Source organism: Labrenzia sp. THAF187b (genome assembly GCF_009363375.1).
Taxonomy (GTDB): Bacteria; Pseudomonadota; Alphaproteobacteria; order Rhizobiales; family Stappiaceae; genus Roseibium; species Roseibium algicola.
Genome location: NZ_CP045344.1, coordinates 228351 through 244143 on the forward strand (window position 1 = coordinate 228351; position 15793 = coordinate 244143).

The 15793-nt window shown below is 60.2% G+C and carries 15 protein-coding genes; 8 read left to right on the forward strand and 7 right to left on the reverse strand.

Annotated features, from left to right (window positions below; all coding sequences use genetic code 11):
* Nucleotides 1–188: 188 nt before the first annotated feature.
* Both FIV03_RS01075 and clcA read left to right on the forward strand, forming a co-directional pair.
* Complete coding sequence (locus FIV03_RS01075; RefSeq protein ID WP_229005754.1) at nucleotides 189–986, forward strand: L,D-transpeptidase; 798 nt, start codon at nucleotides 189–191, stop codon at nucleotides 984–986.
* A gap of 155 nt (nucleotides 987–1141) precedes the next feature.
* Nucleotides 1142–2503, forward strand: a complete 1362-nt coding sequence (clcA, locus tag FIV03_RS01080) for a H(+)/Cl(-) exchange transporter ClcA (RefSeq protein WP_152508375.1) — start codon at nucleotides 1142–1144, stop codon at nucleotides 2501–2503.
* A 43-nt stretch (nucleotides 2504–2546) separates the two neighbouring features.
* On the opposite strand, the gene glcF is transcribed toward clcA, so the two are convergent.
* Nucleotides 2547–3884, reverse strand: a complete 1338-nt coding sequence (glcF, locus tag FIV03_RS01085; RefSeq protein WP_152508376.1) for a glycolate oxidase subunit GlcF — start codon at nucleotides 3882–3884, stop codon at nucleotides 2547–2549.
* Nucleotides 3885–4152: 268 nt separating this feature from the next.
* On the opposite strand from glcF, the gene FIV03_RS01090 reads away from it, so the two are divergent.
* The gene (locus tag FIV03_RS01090) at nucleotides 4153–4782 is read left to right on the forward strand and encodes a hypothetical protein (protein ID WP_152508377.1); all 630 of its coding nucleotides are present in this window, start codon (nucleotides 4153–4155) and stop codon (nucleotides 4780–4782) included.
* Nucleotides 4783–4855: 73 nt separating this feature from the next.
* On the opposite strand, the gene FIV03_RS01095 is transcribed toward FIV03_RS01090, so the two are convergent.
* The 3 genes from FIV03_RS01095 to FIV03_RS01105 are packed head-to-tail and all read right to left on the reverse strand — an operon-like array spanning nucleotide 4856 to nucleotide 7957.
* Complete coding sequence (locus FIV03_RS01095; protein ID WP_023002100.1) at nucleotides 4856–5215, reverse strand: DUF4870 domain-containing protein; 360 nt, start codon at nucleotides 5213–5215, stop codon at nucleotides 4856–4858.
* A gap of 44 nt (nucleotides 5216–5259) precedes the next feature.
* Entirely contained in the window at nucleotides 5260–6438 is a 1179-nt protein-coding gene (gene glcE / locus FIV03_RS01100; RefSeq protein WP_208993953.1) for a glycolate oxidase subunit GlcE, read from the reverse strand.
* A 22-nt stretch (nucleotides 6439–6460) separates the two neighbouring features.
* Nucleotides 6461–7957, reverse strand: coding sequence for an FAD-linked oxidase C-terminal domain-containing protein (locus FIV03_RS01105; RefSeq protein WP_152508378.1), 1497 nt, complete (start codon nucleotides 7955–7957; stop codon nucleotides 6461–6463).
* Between the two features lie 155 nt (nucleotides 7958–8112).
* On the opposite strand from FIV03_RS01105, the gene FIV03_RS01110 reads away from it, so the two are divergent.
* On the forward strand, nucleotides 8113–9057 hold the full coding sequence (locus FIV03_RS01110) for a LysR family transcriptional regulator (protein ID WP_023002103.1): 945 nt from the start codon (nucleotides 8113–8115) through the stop codon (nucleotides 9055–9057).
* Between the two features lie 140 nt (nucleotides 9058–9197).
* Nucleotides 9198–9593 (forward strand): cytochrome c family protein, encoded by a 396-nt coding sequence (locus tag FIV03_RS01115; protein WP_152508379.1) that lies wholly within the window; start codon nucleotides 9198–9200, stop codon nucleotides 9591–9593.
* Between the two features lie 143 nt (nucleotides 9594–9736).
* Here FIV03_RS01115 and FIV03_RS01120 read toward each other — a convergent pair whose 3' ends face one another.
* Nucleotides 9737–10192, reverse strand: coding sequence for a DUF2267 domain-containing protein (locus tag FIV03_RS01120; protein WP_152511776.1), 456 nt, complete (start codon nucleotides 10190–10192; stop codon nucleotides 9737–9739).
* Between the two features lie 52 nt (nucleotides 10193–10244).
* The gene (locus tag FIV03_RS01125) at nucleotides 10245–11531 is read right to left on the reverse strand and encodes an MFS transporter (protein ID WP_209009826.1); all 1287 of its coding nucleotides are present in this window, start codon (nucleotides 11529–11531) and stop codon (nucleotides 10245–10247) included.
* Between the two features lie 152 nt (nucleotides 11532–11683).
* Between FIV03_RS01125 and FIV03_RS01130 the strand changes: the two genes are divergently transcribed.
* Nucleotides 11684–12292 carry a TetR family transcriptional regulator C-terminal domain-containing protein gene (locus tag FIV03_RS01130; protein WP_286202246.1) on the forward strand — a complete coding sequence of 203 codons (609 nt, stop codon included), beginning with the start codon at nucleotides 11684–11686 and terminating at the stop codon, nucleotides 12290–12292.
* Nucleotides 12293–12372: 80 nt separating this feature from the next.
* Here FIV03_RS01130 and FIV03_RS01135 read toward each other — a convergent pair whose 3' ends face one another.
* Nucleotides 12373–13671 carry a DUF3422 domain-containing protein gene (locus FIV03_RS01135; protein ID WP_152508381.1) on the reverse strand — a complete coding sequence of 433 codons (1299 nt, stop codon included), beginning with the start codon at nucleotides 13669–13671 and terminating at the stop codon, nucleotides 12373–12375.
* Between the two features lie 139 nt (nucleotides 13672–13810).
* Between FIV03_RS01135 and FIV03_RS01140 the strand changes: the two genes are divergently transcribed.
* Nucleotides 13811–14635 (forward strand): FadR/GntR family transcriptional regulator, encoded by an 825-nt coding sequence (locus FIV03_RS01140; protein ID WP_023014628.1) that lies wholly within the window; start codon nucleotides 13811–13813, stop codon nucleotides 14633–14635.
* A gap of 17 nt (nucleotides 14636–14652) precedes the next feature.
* Nucleotides 14653–15789 (forward strand): alpha-hydroxy acid oxidase, encoded by a 1137-nt coding sequence (locus FIV03_RS01145; protein WP_023002107.1) that lies wholly within the window; start codon nucleotides 14653–14655, stop codon nucleotides 15787–15789.
* Nucleotides 15790–15793 lie beyond the last annotated feature (4 nt).

The following is a 15793-nucleotide window of genomic DNA, read 5'->3' on the forward strand; positions in this document are numbered from 1 at the left end:
CCGGCGACGACCGAAGCGCCTAGGATTTCATTAAGCCTGTTCCTCAACCAACAACTAACCATAAGAAAAGATTACCTGATTTCCGTGCGCCGGATTCATCTTTGCAACAGCCTGAGCTGCTTATCATCCTTGCCAATCCGTTAACCGGCGGCTTTAAAAGGCCGCTGAACGTGGTCGATGACAAGTTGATGAGTACTGCCATGTTCCTGATGCGAAATATGTTTCCCAAGGCTCTCGCGTTTGCCGGTGTCCTGGTTCTTTCCACCGGCCTTTCCGGCACTCCGGCAACCGCGGGCCAGGTCTCGCCACCGCCGCTCGTGCTCAGCCCGAACCTGACAGAGCCCTGGATGCTGCAACTGCAGCCCCAGGTCCAGCGGCGTTCGACGGCGCAGCGCTATCAGTTCAAGCAGCAACGTGTGCAACGGCCACGTGTCCAGCAGCAACAGCCGCAAGTGCGCCGCGCCAACTGGTGGTCGCCCCGCCAGCAACCGGTCCGTCAGCAGCCGCAACGCCAGGCACGAGCCCCGCAGTCCCGGCAGATTGCACCGCAGTTCCTGCCGACCATCGTGAACTATGACGGCCCGCACAAGGCCGGTACGATCGTGATCGATACCAACGAACGCTTCCTCTACCTGGTTCAGAGCGACGGCACCGCGCGGCGCTATGGCGTCGGCGTCGGCAAGCCCGGTTTCGAATGGGCGGGCACCCACAAGGTCACCCGCAAGGCAGAGTGGCCGGACTGGCGCCCGCCGGCGGAAATGCGCAAGCGTCGTCCCGACCTGCCGACCTTCATGGCCGGCGGACCGGACAACCCGCTTGGCGCACGCGCCATGTATCTCGGGTCCACCCTTTACCGCATCCACGGCTCCAACCAGCCCTGGACCATCGGCCACGCGGTATCCTCCGGCTGCATCCGCATGCGCAACGAAGACGTCATGGATCTTTACGAACGGGTGAAGGTCGGCACCACGGTGCACGTCATCTGACGACGTTTTCCGATTTCCGGCAAACGGAACACAGACGCGCGGCCCTGCCGCGCGTTTTTGTTGCGGGCCCCGGCTTTTCTTTGCAGTCTGACGTCACGAAAGGTCGAATCGCCGGCCTAGAGCTGTCTCCCTAAAGTCTCTTTCAGGACCGCGGCATGAAAGCCCCCCACATCTCCTTTTCGGTCCGATCGGATGCCGCCTATTTTCTCAAGGCGACGCTGGTCGGCATTCTGGTTGGCGGCCTGGCAACCGGATTTCACACCGGACTCGATTTCCTGTTCTCCCGTTATGCGGCACTGCGGCTGGCTCTTGGCCCCGGATACATGCCTTATGTCGTATCCATGGCCATTTCGGCAGCCTGCGTCACCGGAGCCTTTCTGCTCGTCAGGCGGGTTGCCCCGGAGGCGGCAGGCAGCGGGATCCAGGAAATCGAAGGGGCCATGGAAGACAAGCGGCCGCTGCATTGGCCACGCGTCCTGTTCGCCAAGTTTTTCGGCGGTCTGCTGGCACTTGGGTCAGGACTTGTACTCGGCCGCGAAGGCCCCACCATCCACATGGGTGCGATGACCGCCGAGGCCCTGTCACGGTCGCAGGATCTTTCGCCCGATGATCACAAGGGCCTGCTTGCGGCCGGTGCGGCCGCGGGACTGGCCGCCGCGTTCAACGCCCCTCTGGCCGCGATCCTGTTCATTGTCGAGGAAACCCGCCGACAGTTTCCCTTCGGCTATCGCACCTATATGGCCGTCATCATCGCATCGATCCTGAGTGCGGCCATCACCGAACAGCTGACCCATATCGGCCCGCCCCTGCAGGTGGATGTCGGTTATGTTCCGGTCTGGAGCTTCGCGCTGCTGGCGGTTCTGGGGGTTTTCCTGGGCGCGCTTGGCGTGTTCTTCAACCGGGCGCTGATCACGGTCATGGATCTCTTCCTGAAGATCCCCTCCGGCTTGCGCTGGGTCCCGGCGCTTGTCATCGGTGCGGTAACAGGCCTGCTGCTCAACGCGCTTCCGGCGGCAACCGGCGGCGGCGAAGAACTGGTCCACGACCTCATTCTGTCGAACTATGGTGTGATCACGTTGCTGGTGCTGACGCTCCTGCGCTTCGGCGGGGTGCTGTTTTCCTACGCATCCGGTGTTCCCGGCGGCATCTTTGCGCCGATGCTGTCGATCGCGACCTGTGCCGGCCTCGCCTTTGGTGTCGCGTCGGCCGAATTCCTGCCGGTGGAAGACGATTTCCGCAGCGCCTGTGCCGTTGCCGCCATGGGCGGCTTCTTCGCGGCCTCTGTGCGCGCACCACTCGTCGGTGTTGTGCTGGTCATGGAACTGACCGGTGCCTATTCGCTGATCATGCCGGTATTGATCACCTGCACGACGGCATCACTGACGGCACACCACATGGGTGGTCGCCCCATCTACGAGGAATTGCTGGAACGCACGTTGCGGCTGGCCGGACAGCCTGTGGACGGCCCTCCGGACGGAGACAAGACACCGGTTCAGCTGGGCACACGGGAGAGCTGACGGGCTGAAAACAAGCCCGCGAGCCACTCGTCCTGCCGTTCGGCTATTCCGCTGCCTGACGCTGCTGAAGTACCGGCGTCAAGCTTTCGGGCTGAGGGCCGCCATAGACCCAGTCGAGCAGTTCCGCCGTGTGCAGGATCGGAATTTCCGTGCCAAGACCGATTTGCGTCATGCAACCGATGTTGCCGGTTGCGATCACGTCCGGCCGGGTCTTTTCGATATTGGCAACCTTGCGGTCGCGCAGACGGCGCGCGATCTCCGGCTGGAGAATGTTGTAGGTGCCGGCAGAACCGCAACAAAGGTGACCTTCGGGAACGTCCTTGACGGAAAAACCGGCAGCCTTCAGGAGATCCTTCGGCTGCCGGGTGATCTTCTGGCCGTGCTGCATGGAACAGGCGGAGTGATAGGCAACCGTCAGGCCGGGCTTCATCGGCGGCTCACCGAGATCGACACCGGTCAGGAATTCGGTCACGTCCTTGGCAAGGGCTGACACCCGGGCCGCCTTTTCGGCATAGGCCGGATCGTCCTTCAGCATGAAGCCGTAGTCCTTGATAGTGGTGCCGCAGCCGGATGCCGTGATCAGGACGGCATCCAGCCCTTCGCCCTCGGCTTCCTTCATCCACACATCGACGTTGCGACGGGCGTTTTCCAGCGACGCTTCTTCCTTGCCCATGTGATGAACAAGCGCACCGCAGCAGACTTCCCCCTTCGGCATCACGATCTCGTACCCGGCCCTGCGCAGGAGCCGGATGGTCGCATCGTTGATGCCGGGATTGAGCACAGGTTGGGCGCAGCCGCTGAGGAGTGCAACACGCCCCTTGCGTTTGGGGCTTTCGGCCGGAAAGACCCCCGGTCCTTCCAGCTGGCCGCGGCCCGGCGCCTTTGCCGGGGCCAGTTCCAGCATGGCGCCCATCCGGGCAAGCGGGCCGCCCATCATCTTCAGCAGCCCGGCGAAGGGCCGGCCGAAATAGGCGCCGATCAGCGCCAGCCGGAACCGTTTCGGATAGGGCAAGACGAACGCAAGGACCGAGCGCATCAGGCGGTCGGCAAACGGTCGCTTGTAGGTCTTCTCGATGTGGATGCGTGCGTGATCGACCAGATGCATGTAGTGCACGCCGGACGGACAGGTGGTCATGCAGGCAAGGCAGGACAGGCATCTGTCGATATGCTTGACGATGGTTTTGTCTGCTGGACGGTCGTTTTCCAGCATATCCTTGATCAGGTAAATCCGGCCTCGAGGGCTGTCGAGCTCGTCTCCAAGCAGTGTGAAGGTCGGGCACGTGGCCGTACAGAAACCGCAGTGCACGCATTTGCGCAGGATCTTCTCCGACGCTGCAACGTGACTGTCCTTGAGCTGCTCTGCGGTGAAATTTGTCTGCATTGCTCCCCGTATCCCTCAATGACCCGTCGTTTCGGGTTTCTCCTTCCGAGCGAGGCGGATCGTACGGTCAGAAGGAAAGCGGCACAAGGCACCTTTGTGGCACAACGGTTTTGCCGGCACGGACTTTCTGCCTCACCACCTCCCCCTTCCCTGAACGGACAGATGGAACATGAACCCGGGATAAACAGTGCACTCAGAACCGGTTCAACCGGGTCTGCCTAAGTTCCGAAGCGTGGGCGAAAGAAATGCCAACCAGGGAATTGATTTGATGATTAAGACGATTTCAAAAACTGCCGTTCTGACCGCTGTTCTCGCCAGTGTCGCAACCGGAGCCATGGCCAAGGACTGGATCGAGAAAGTGGAAGTCAAGCGCGACGGCATCGACGTCATTCCCGTCGAAGTGAAGGCCAACGCCTACAATTACACCAAGATCAAATCCGGCAATCACCGGTTCCTGCTGCGCCTGTCGGCAAAGGCGACGAATGGCGAGCGGATTGTTGCCATGAAGGTCGGGTCCTTCAAGAACGTGCTTTACTTCGAAGGGGACGGCAACCTTTGGAGCAAGAGCTTCAAGAACCGCGATGTCGGTGCGGGCACGAAGCGCTCGGTTTCCATTTCCTACAAGCCGGTTATCCCGATGGCCAAGGTCAGGTGGCAGGGCTGGGATCCGGTCCAGGCCTGTTCGCTCAACCTGGACAAGGTCCTGAAGAGCGGCATGAAGAAGTCCGTAGCGCTCAAGAAGACCTGGACGGTGTCCGCCAAGGCCTATTTCGAGCTGGACGCTGTGGCAGCGAAGAAGAACAAGGCTGAAAAGAACAAGTGGTCGTTCAAGAACACCACGCATCAGCGCGATGGTTATGGTTACGACGTGACGGTGAAGTGCCTGCCGGCGCAGTGACATTCGCCGCACCGGCAGCCTGGTAAAGGTTCATGGCCCGTGCCGCGCCCTGCGGACGGGCCATGCCCTCTTGTCAGAACATCCAGGTTTCCGGGTTGGGCACAGGCTCGTTGCGGCCTGCAAGCTGAAGCCCTTTGATGCAGCGGACGATCATCCAGATCAGCACGGCAATCAGCATCAGGAAGCCGATCAGGATCAGGGTCAAAAGACCACTGACGATGCCGAACAGCAGCCCGATCCAGAAAGTGCGGATCTGATAGGTGTAGTGACTATCGACCCAGGCCGAGCCCTTGCCCCGATTGAGATAGGCAAAGATGACGCCGACAATGGCGGTGAACGGCACGATTATGTTTGCCAGATAAAGAATATAGATGAGCGTGGCGTTCTTGCCGCCTGGCTCCATGTAGCCTGAAACGTCGGACTGTTGATCCATGAAGGCACTCCGTTGGAAATGCGTGTGACAATTATGGCCTCACACTACACACCACTGACCATTTTTCCAGGATTTAGAATGCCTTTCGGGTCGAACTGTTCCTTCAGGCGGCGAGACAGTGCCGCGAGCGGAGCAGGCTGCGGATGAAACACCGGCACGTTGGACCGCTGGGACGCATCGGCCCGCACAAGTGTCGCGTGACCGCCGCCGACGGCATCGACCGCAGCCCTGATTTCCGCCTCATGCAGGCTGCCATCCAGACACGACAGCCAGACAAGGCCGCCGCTCCAGTCGTAATAGGCCTGAAGCTCGAACGTCTCCCTCAGGCTGGCAACCAGTTGCGGCCCCGCAGTCGGGGCAACGGAAAGCCGCCAGACCGGGGTTTCACCACCGGCGTAAGGTTTGACATCCCGGATCGTCTGCCAGAGAGCGCCTGTTTCCGATGCCTCCAGTCGCGACGGCGTGCCATAGGTGCCAAGCAATGCCTGCAGGGTCTTGAAGCGGTAATCCACCGAGGTCGAGAACCCCTCAAGACGCAATACGGTTGAGCTGCTGCCGCCGTTCACCCCCGCAGGCAAATGGGCCGCGCCGGACACTTCCGCCGACGAACCCATGGCCTGGCACAACGCCTTGATGCCATCATCGTCATCGAGCCCGGAAAGCACGAATGTTGCAGAGGTCTCCGGCTTGGGATTGACCTTCAGCGTCACGGTCGTTGCAACGGCAAGCGTGCCATATGCGCCGCACAGAGCCCGCGGCAGGTCATAACCGGTGACGTTCTTGACTACCTTGCCGCCGGAATTGAAGATCTCGCCGCGCCCGGACACAGCCTCCATGCCAAGCACATGATCGCGAGCAGCCCCGGCCTTGATCCGGCGGGGGCCGGAAAGATTGGCTGCAAGCACGCCGCCGATTGTCCCCTGTGCCGGCGTGACGCCCAGGAGCGGGCCGAAGTCCATCGGCTCGAAAGAAAGCTCCTGACCATTGTCGTCGACCAGCTTTTCCACTTCGGCAATTGGCGTACCGGCTTTTACGGTCAGCACCAGTTCCGCAGGTTCATAGCTCTCAACCCCGGTCAAACCCGACAGGTCCAGCACGTGAGCGGCCTGCACAGGGCGTCCGAGCGTCCGCTTCGAGCCCTGACCGATGATTTCCAGCGGCTGGTCTTCGGCAGCGGCCCAGGCCACCACCTTTTCCACGTCGCCGGTGTTTCGCGGTTTCATTGTCGCGTCCATGCCCCTGCCCTCAGAACCGCGGAATATCTGGAAAGGGCAACTGGCCCTTGTGTACATGCATCTTGCCAAGCTCGGCGCAGCGGTGCAGCACCGGAAAAACCTTGCCCGGATTGAGAAGATGCTTCTGGTCGAAAGCGCATTTGACCCGTTGCTGCTGCTTCAGATCCGCTTCGGAGAACATGTCTGTCATCAGATCGCGTTTTTCGATGCCGACGCCGTGCTCGCCGGTCAGAACGCCGCCGACCTCCACGCAAAGCCGAAGAATATCGGCTCCAAAGGCCTCTGCCGCGTCGAGTTCACCCGGCTTGTTGGCGTCGTAAAGGATGAGCGGGTGCAGGTTGCCATCACCGGCGTGAAAGACATTGGCAACGCCCAGCCCGTGTTTTTCTGCCAGCTCCCGCATGCGGGCCAGCACCTTCGGCAATTCGCGGCGCGGGATGGTGCCGTCCATGCACAGGTAATCCGGGGAAATGCGGCCCACCGCCGGGAACGCGGCCTTGCGGCCGGCCCAGAACGTCATGCGCTCTTCCTCGCTTTCGGAAATGCGCACGTGGCTGGCCTGGTTGGCCCTGGCGATTTCCTCGACACGGCCGATCAGGTAATCGACCTCGCGCTCCGGCCCGTCCAGTTCCACGATCAGCAAGGCCTCGACATCACGCGGATAACCTGCGTTGACGAAATCCTCGGCCGCGTGGATGGCGGGCTTGTCCATCATCTCCATTCCACCCGGAATGATGCCGGCGGCGATAATATCGGCCACACAGCGGCCCCCGTCCTCGCTGGTCGGAAAACCGATCAGGAGCGCCCGCGCCGTTTCAGGCTTTTGCAGGATCCGCACGGTGACTTCGGTGACAACGCCGAGCAGGCCTTCCGAACCGGTCATCAGCGCCAGCAGGTCATAACCCTCGCTGTCCAGATGCTTGCCGCCGAGGCGAATGACCTCGCCGGTGACAAGCACCATTTCAAGGCCGAGAACGTTGTTTGTGGTCAGGCCGTATTTCAGGCAGTGCACACCACCGGAGTTCTCCGCGATGTTGCCACCGATGGAACAGGCGATTTGCGACGAGGGATCCGGCGCGTAGTAGAAGCCCTCGTGCTCGACCGCACGTGTAATGCCCAGATTGGTGACACCCGGCTGAACGACCACGGCCCGGTTTTCATAGTCGATATCGAGCACGCGGTTGAACTTCATCATCGACAGCAGAACGCCGTCTTCCAAGGGCAGCGCGCCGCCGGAAAGCGAGGTGCCCGCCCCGCGTGGCACGACCTTCACGTCATTGTCATGACAGTATTTCAGAACCTTCGATACCTGCTCGACCGTTTCCGGCAGGACGACGATCAGTGGCAACTGGCGATAAGCCGTCAGCGCATCGGTCTCATAGGCGCGCATCTCGCGTTCGTCATGGATCACCCCTTCTCCGGGCACAATTGCCTGAAGCGCACTCAGGATTTCCTGGCGGCGGGCCAATACGGCCTGATCTGGCGCGGGCATCGCAATGGCGGTCACGAAATGAACTCCTTCTACTTTTTAATACGTTGATCCAGTTGAATTGGTCCTACGTAACATGAGATGGCAGTGAATTACCCTTGCTCAAGTGTGGCAAGGTTCGCGCCCGAGGAAAACGACCGGCAAATACTAATTGTCTTTCTGAGAGATTGAAAATGAGCAATCTGACCGACATGGAGATTTTCGCAAGGGTGGTAAGCGCCGGCAGCATGTCGGCAGCCGGCCGCGAAATGAGCCTGTCGCCCGCAGTCGTCTCCAAACGCATCCGGCGTCTGGAAGAAAAACTCGGTACCAGACTGCTGCAACGAACCACTCGCCAGATTGCAATGACCGAGGCCGGACAAGGCTTTTACGAGCGCGTGGTGGCCATTCTTGCCTCCGTTGAAGAAGCCGAATCATTTGTCTCGCGCGGCTCGGCCAAGGCACGCGGCAACCTGAAGGTGGCAGTTCCGACGTCCTTCGGCCGGCTTCACATTGCTCCGCACCTTGGCAAGTTCCTGGCTGAAAACACCGATCTTTCGGTCAATCTCGATCTTTCCGACGATTTTGTCGACATCGTCGGTGACGGCTATGACCTTGCCATCCGCATTGCGGAGCTCTCCGATTCCAGTCTCGTCGCCCGGCGCCTGGCACCGGTCCACCGCGTCCTGTGCGCAAGCCCGATCTATCTCGAAAAGTACGGCACTCCGGAAAGCATCGAGGATCTTGTCGCAAACCATGTGACCATTGCCGCAACCAACCAGGACCCTTGGCGGCTCGCCGGTCCGGACGGGATCGAGACCGTTCGCACGCAGGCGCCGGTCAAGACCAACTCCAACGAGGTCGTGCGCGAATGCCTGTTGGCCGGCGTCGGCGTTGCGCTTCGTTCGACCTGGGACGTCGGTCCTGAGTTGCGTGAAGGCAAACTGCAAATTCTCCTGCCCGAGTACCGGGCCTCCAAGGATGTCGGGCTTTATGCCGTTTACCCCAGCCGCCAGTTTCTGCCGGCCAAGGTGCGTGTCTTTATCGACTTCCTCGCCGGGCTCTATGGCTCGTCGCCCTATTGGGACCATGGGCTTGAGGACTGGTTACGCCTGCCGAGCAATGCCCGCGCGGGCTGACCTTCCACCCGGACGCCAAACGCTCCGAATCGGTGATCGCGGGTTGGCATGCGGGATGCGACGGTCCGTCACTTGCATCAAGGCCTGACATCCTGTTCTGTTGACGGGGGTTTTAAACACCCAAACCGAGGGAGATATACATGCAGCGACTGCTGATGATCGCCGGAACCGCGCTTCTGGCCCTGACCGTTCAGGCAAGCGCCGAAGGCGACCCTGCCAAGGGTGAAAAAGTATTCAAGAAATGCGCCGCTTGCCATGCGGTTGGACCCGAAGCCAAAAACAAGGTCGGTCCGGAACTGAACGGCATTGTCGGCCGGGCATGGGGCGCGGTTGACGGCTACAAGTATTCCGCCAACCTGCTCGAAATGGCGGATGGCAAGGTGTGGGACGAGGAGACGCTTGGCGTTTACCTGACCAAACCGAAGGATCTCATTCCGAAAGGCAAGATGGCCTTCGCAGGTCTCAAGAAGGAAGACGACCGCGCCGACGTGATCGCCTACCTGAACCAGTTCAACGAAGACGGTTCCAGCAAGTAAGCACTGCTCGCGCGTCACATTGACGGCCGCCACTCGCTGCCAGACCAACCAATTGGCCCGCCGGGGAACCCTGGCGGGCCAATTGGCTTTTCAGCATCTGTTGGCAATCGTTTCCAAGGTGGCGTCTGACAATCGGCCCGTGCTCAGAAGATGCGTTGTTGCAGCTCCGCAGGATCGGAGACATCCACGTGCCAGTACTCCCGAGCCGCAAGGGGCAAAGCTTCAAGAACCCGGTCGAGATCCCGTTGATCGACATGCCGCCTCAGAGCCCATGCGGTTGCTTCAATCGCATTGTCTGGCGTGAGGTTATGGTGCTTTCGAACCTGCTGCGCCTCCCTGGACATTACTTCTCTGCTTGAGAATGGCACAGGCTTTCGGGTCACGTCCCATTCCCTAATGAAGATTGCGCAAAGAACAGAAGGCAGAGCGCCGGCGAAAGCCAAACCTTGTTCAACCGTGAGCCGCCGCCTGAATACCTGAAAGACTGCATCGACCGCCGTGTAGGTGGAATTGTCGGATACAAGATCCATTCGCTGCTTTGCGTCCGACAAAAAGGAGCCGAAGTCTCTGGAAGCGTATCGGTAAGTCCAAGGGATCATTGTGTTGGGTCCTGAGAAAGTCTTGTCAGGGGAAAGCAAGTGTCCACTGGTCTTACCGCCTGCCGGCAGGCCTGAGCCAGAAAGACGTCAATACCGGCCCTGCTGCAAGCAAGATCAGTAGCGGGAAGGCCAGTGCACCGTTCTGTGTTGTTCCACCCAGTTCGATCACCAGCACCATGGCAGTTGCTCCCAAGGCGCCACCAACGCGTTGCACCACGTTAACCAGCGTTGCGGCATCCCCGGTTTCCGGTTCCTGCACCACGGTGAACGCCGTGGTCATCGCAGGCATTTGAGCCAATGCAAGACCTATACCTCGCAGGCACAACAAGGCCGCAATCGGAGTTGCTGCCCATATCGGCCAGACGCCGAAAGGCAACGTGCCAAGCAACAGGAGCACGGCCCCCGAACCGGAGACCGCAGCAGGTCCGTATCGGTCCGTCAGGTATCCGGCGAACGGCAGTGCAATCGCGGCTCCGAGCCCCATCACCAGCAACATCCCGCCTGTTTCGATATCTCCAAAGTTCAGCTCTACCTGCAGATAGATTGGAAACAGCAGGAGTCCGGAATACATTGCAGCTCCCGTAAGGCCTGCCGTGGCGGCGGCTCCGGCAAAACCGGGACGACTGAACAGTGCAAGATTGATAAGAGGCGCGTCCACATGGCGAAAGTGCTGTAGTGCCCAGTTCAGAAATACGCCGCCAAGAAAAACGCTGACCAGTGCCTGCCAATTGATATTGGTGGTACTGATTTCGGCAAGCCCGAACAGCACCAGCGGAAAACCCACGGCAAACAGAAGCAGCCCCTTGCCGTCCAGCCTGCTTGACGGCTTTCCATCACCAGCCGGGACAAGATATCTACCGGCGACAATTGCCACGGCCCCGATCGGTACATTCATCCAGAACAAACCGCGCCACGAAACCGTTTCGATCAGAACACCGCCGACCCCAGGCCCAAGGGCTGGTCCCAAGGCCACCGCAAATCCGACGGTCCCCATCAGACGGCCCAATTGCCGGCGCTCTGAAACACTTGCCAGCACCGCTTGGCCTGAAGGCACCATTATCCCGGCGGCAAGCCCTTGCAATCCGCGCGCGAGGTTCAGCATCAAAGACGTTTCGGAAAGTGCGCACAGCGCAGATGCCGCAACAAATCCTGTCATGCTCATTTGCCAAACGCGGCCGTGCCCAAACCGCCTGCACAGCCAACCCGTCATCGGCATCGAAACGGCCAGAGCGATCAGATAGCCGGTCACCACCCACTGCACGTCCCCCAAAGACGTTCTGAAATTTTCCTGAAGCGGGAGAAGCGCAAGGTTTGCCACGGAGGTATCGAGCATGGCCATGAATGCTCCAGCCCCGGTCACAGTTGCAACGCCCCAAAGTCTCGGTGGTATGCGCGATATTTCGGGTTTCATGACGATAAGAATGGACCCTTTCAAATTTTTTATGGTACACTTGTATCATAAAAAATTTCATCGTTCCAGAGACAGAGCCCATGCCGCGAACCGTTGACCATGACGAACGCAAATCGATGATCTTGACGGCCTTTGTGGAAGTTGCTCTGGCGAAAGGACTGCATGCCGTCTCGCTTCGCGATGTCGCGTCAGCCGCAGGCGTTTCCTTGCGGCTGGTGCAGTATTATTTCGAAACCAAATCCGGCTTGATGCAGGCTGGGCTCAGCTTTCTGGAGGCGCAAAGCAATATGCGCTGGACTGCGCGGCTCGACGGCCGCTCGGACCAGACTTCGCCACGCGCGGCGTTGCTGACACTGTTCGAAGAAGCGATGCCAACAGACCGGAAAAGCCGTGAATTCCATCTTCTATGGATGTCTTACACAGTCCTTGCGCTGACCAGTGACGAAATTTCCGGCCGTGCGTTCATCGACAGCCCGAACAAGCTGAAGGGGCGCATTTCAGAAATAGTGAAACAGGGGATTGGAACCGGTGACTTTCGTTCCGAATTGGATGCAGAAGCCGAAGCCGCAACCCTTATCGGGCTGATACACGGCTTGGGAACAGCTGTCCTGATTGGCCAACAGTCAGGGCAGACAGCCTTGTCCCACTTGTCACACTATCTCGATCGACTCGCACCAAATGGGAGATAATCCAGGGAAACGGTCCTCGCCTCGAAATTAATCGGGTCGATCTTTCCTCACCCGCTTCCTGGTGCATTGTCTTGACGGTTTCAGTGCTCACCGTGTTGCTGACGGATGCGCTTGACGGTCCACCAGATCACCAGCACGACCAGCGGCACGGATATGCCGGTCATCAGGTTGGATTCAGGAAGAGGCAAGCCGGTTTCCTTGGCGGCTTTCGCCAGATAGGAAATCAGGCCGACGACGTAGTAGCTCACCGCGGCAACGGACAGGCCTTCGACGGTCTGCTGCAGGCGGAGTTGCAGATGGGCACGCCGGTTCATCGATTCCAGCAGCGAACGGTTCTGCTCTTCCAGTTCGACGTCGACCCGCGTGCGCAGGAGCGTTGTTGCCCGCGCCAGTTTGCGCGAGAGCATCGCCTGACGGTCTTCGATCGCCTGGCAGGTGCGCATGGCCGGGGCAAGCCGGCGGACGAGGAAGGACGCCATTGAAAGTTCGCCGGGGGCAGCCTCCTCACGCAAGGTTTCCAGCCGTGCCCGGACGATCTGGTCATATGCGCGGCTCGCGCCGAACCGGAACGTGCTGGCGGTTGCCCCTGCTTCCAGAGCAGCGGCAAGGCCGCTCAGTTTGTCCAGAAGCTCCTGGTTGGCGCCGAGCGCGGAGGTCTCCTGCATCTGGCCGGTCAGTTCCGCAAGCTCGATCTCGAAACGCCTGATATCCGGCTGAAGTCTGGTTGCCTCGAACAGGCCCAGCATGGCCAGCGTTCGGTAGGTCTCGACCTCGAGAAGCCGCTGGACAACGGCGCCGGACTGAACGTCGCTCAAGGTCCGGTTGCAGACCAAAAGCCGCGTGAGCCCATCGCCATCCTGCCGGAAGTCGGTCGCCACCATCGCAGCGCCGTCTTCAAGGTTGGAAACCGTCAGGCTGGCTTCATCGAACTGGCTTCGCCATTCCTTGCCTTCATCACCACCGCGCAATTCCAACCGGACGGCTACCAGCAGATCGCCGGGCGCCCGAAACGCAGCGCCAAAGGGGTGCTTTATCGGCACCTGCCCGAAAATCGTTTGTTCGTGGGCGCTACCGTCCCAGGTGTAGGTGGTGAATTCCGCGTGCTGTTCCCAGCTCAAGGTGCCGCCGCCGAAATTGACGGTGTGATGACGGGCTCCGGGCGCAGGGCCGTGGCCGCCGCGGGAAATGCAGAACTCTGACAGCCAGGAATGATCTCTGGCGGCTTCCTCTGCATCTGTCAGGAAAGCGTAGTGGAGCACCGTCCGCGGACAGGGCAGCGGACGAAACGGCCGTGCATGAACCTCCCCCAGCACCTTTTCCCGCAAGGGAGATGTGCGAAAGGCAGGAAAGGTGGACCCGTTTTCTGATCCCTGATCCAAGGAGCAACCCCGACTTTGGAAATGTTCTGTCAATTCTACATTCCGCTAAGGCATCGCCGAAACCAATCCGCATTTTTGCCGCAGCAGCCAATTGGGTTTCCGGAGCGACATTTCAGCAACAAATAATTGGACAAAAAATTTGACCAATTTTGAAAGCGGCGCTATTTTCCGCGCCAACAATTGGAGCGGGAGCGGCATGTTTCAGCCGGTCGATCATCAGAAAACGGCAAATGCCGTGGTGGAGCAGATTGAAGATCTGATCCTGAAGGGCGTGCTGCAGTCCGGCGACAGGCTGCCTGCCGAACGCGACCTTGCCGACCAGATGAACGTCTCCCGTCCTGTGCTTCGCGATGCCTTGAAGACGCTTGAGGACCGCGAGCTGATTTCGTCGCGCCGGGGTGGCGGCACCTATGTTGCCGAGCTGATCGGCCCGATCTTTTCCGAAGCAGTGGTCCAGCTGATTGCACGGCACCCGGGCGCGGTAAACGACTATTTCGAATTCCGGCGGGGCATCGAGAGCCAGGCGGCAGCCCTTGCAGCCGCACGGGCCGCCCCATCCGACCTTGCCCGGCTGCAGGACATTGTCCGCCAGATGCAGGAAGCGCATGACAGCGAGGACCTGCCTGCAGAAAGCCGGCTGGACGTTGCCTTTCATCACGCGGTCGGTGAAGCGGCCCACAATGTGGTGATGCTGCACACTCTCAGGTCCTGTTACCGGCTTCTGGAAAACGGCGTCTTCTACAATCGCGGGCGCCTTTACCACCACCCGTCGGCACGGATCGAGCTGCTGCAGCAGCACAAGGCCATTGCCGACGCCATTCAGACCGGGGATGCCGACCGCGCGAGGCAGGCCTCGGAAAACCATATCGACTATGTGCGCGGCACCCTTGCCGAAACGAAGGATCTGGACCGGCGCGAGCAGCTGGCCGGCCTGAGACGGACCCGAAAACCGGCTCGCGCGTGAGCCTCAGGAGGAATTCGATGACTGTTGTGACCGATGTTGCCGACATGCAGGCCCTTGCCCGGCGCCGGGTACCGAAGATGTTTTACGACTATGCGGATACCGGTTCCTGGACGCAGAGCACCTACCGGGAGAACGAAGCGGCGCTGCAGCGCCAGAAGCTGCGCCAGCGCGTGGCCTGCAACATAGACAACCGCTCGGTCAAGACCACCATGATCGGCCAGGACGTAACGATGCCGGTTGCCCTTGCCCCTGTCGGCCTGACCGGGATGCAGCGCGCCGACGGTGAAATTCTCGCGGCCCAGGCCGCAGAAGAATTCGGTGTCCCTTTCACCCTGTCCACCATGAGCGTCTGCTCGATCGAGGATGTCGCCGAGAACACCAAGAACCCGTTCTGGTTCCAGCTCTACGTCATGCGCGACAGGGGCTTTTCGGAAAACCTGATGCAGCGTGCAACGGCTGCCGGCTGTTCGGCACTCGTTCTGACGCTTGATCTTCAGGTTCTGGGCCAGCGGCACAAGGATCTGAAAAACGGCCTGTCCACGCCGCCGAAGCCCAAACCGCACGTTCTGCTGGATCTTGCCTTCAAGCCGCGCTGGTGCTGGCACATGCTGCAGACCAAGCGCCGCCAGTTCGGCAACATCCATGGCCACGTGTCCGGTGTTGGCGACATGACCTCGCTTGCCGAATGGACCAACAGCCAGTTCGACCCGACCCTCGACTGGTCCTCGGTGGAATGGGTGAAGTCCCACTGGAAGCGCAAACTCATTCTCAAGGGCATCAACGATGTGGAGGATGCGAAGATCGCGGCGGACGTCGGGGCCGACGCAATTGTCGTCTCCAACCATGGCGGCCGTCAGCTTGACGGAGCTCTTGCGTCCTATGAGGTGCTTCAGGACATCGTCGATGCGGTCGGCGACAAGATCGAAGTGCATTTCGACAGCGGCATCCGGTCCGGCCAGGATGTCTTCAAGGCCGTCGCAATGGGAGCCAAGAGCACCTACATCGGCCGCGCCTTCATCTATGGTCTCGGCGCCATGGGCAAGGAAGGGGTCTCGAAGGTGCTGCAAATGATGCACAAGGAACTGGACGTCACCATGGGCCTTTGCGGTGAAACCGACATCAAAAAGGTCGGCCGCCACAACCTGGTGCTCTGACGGG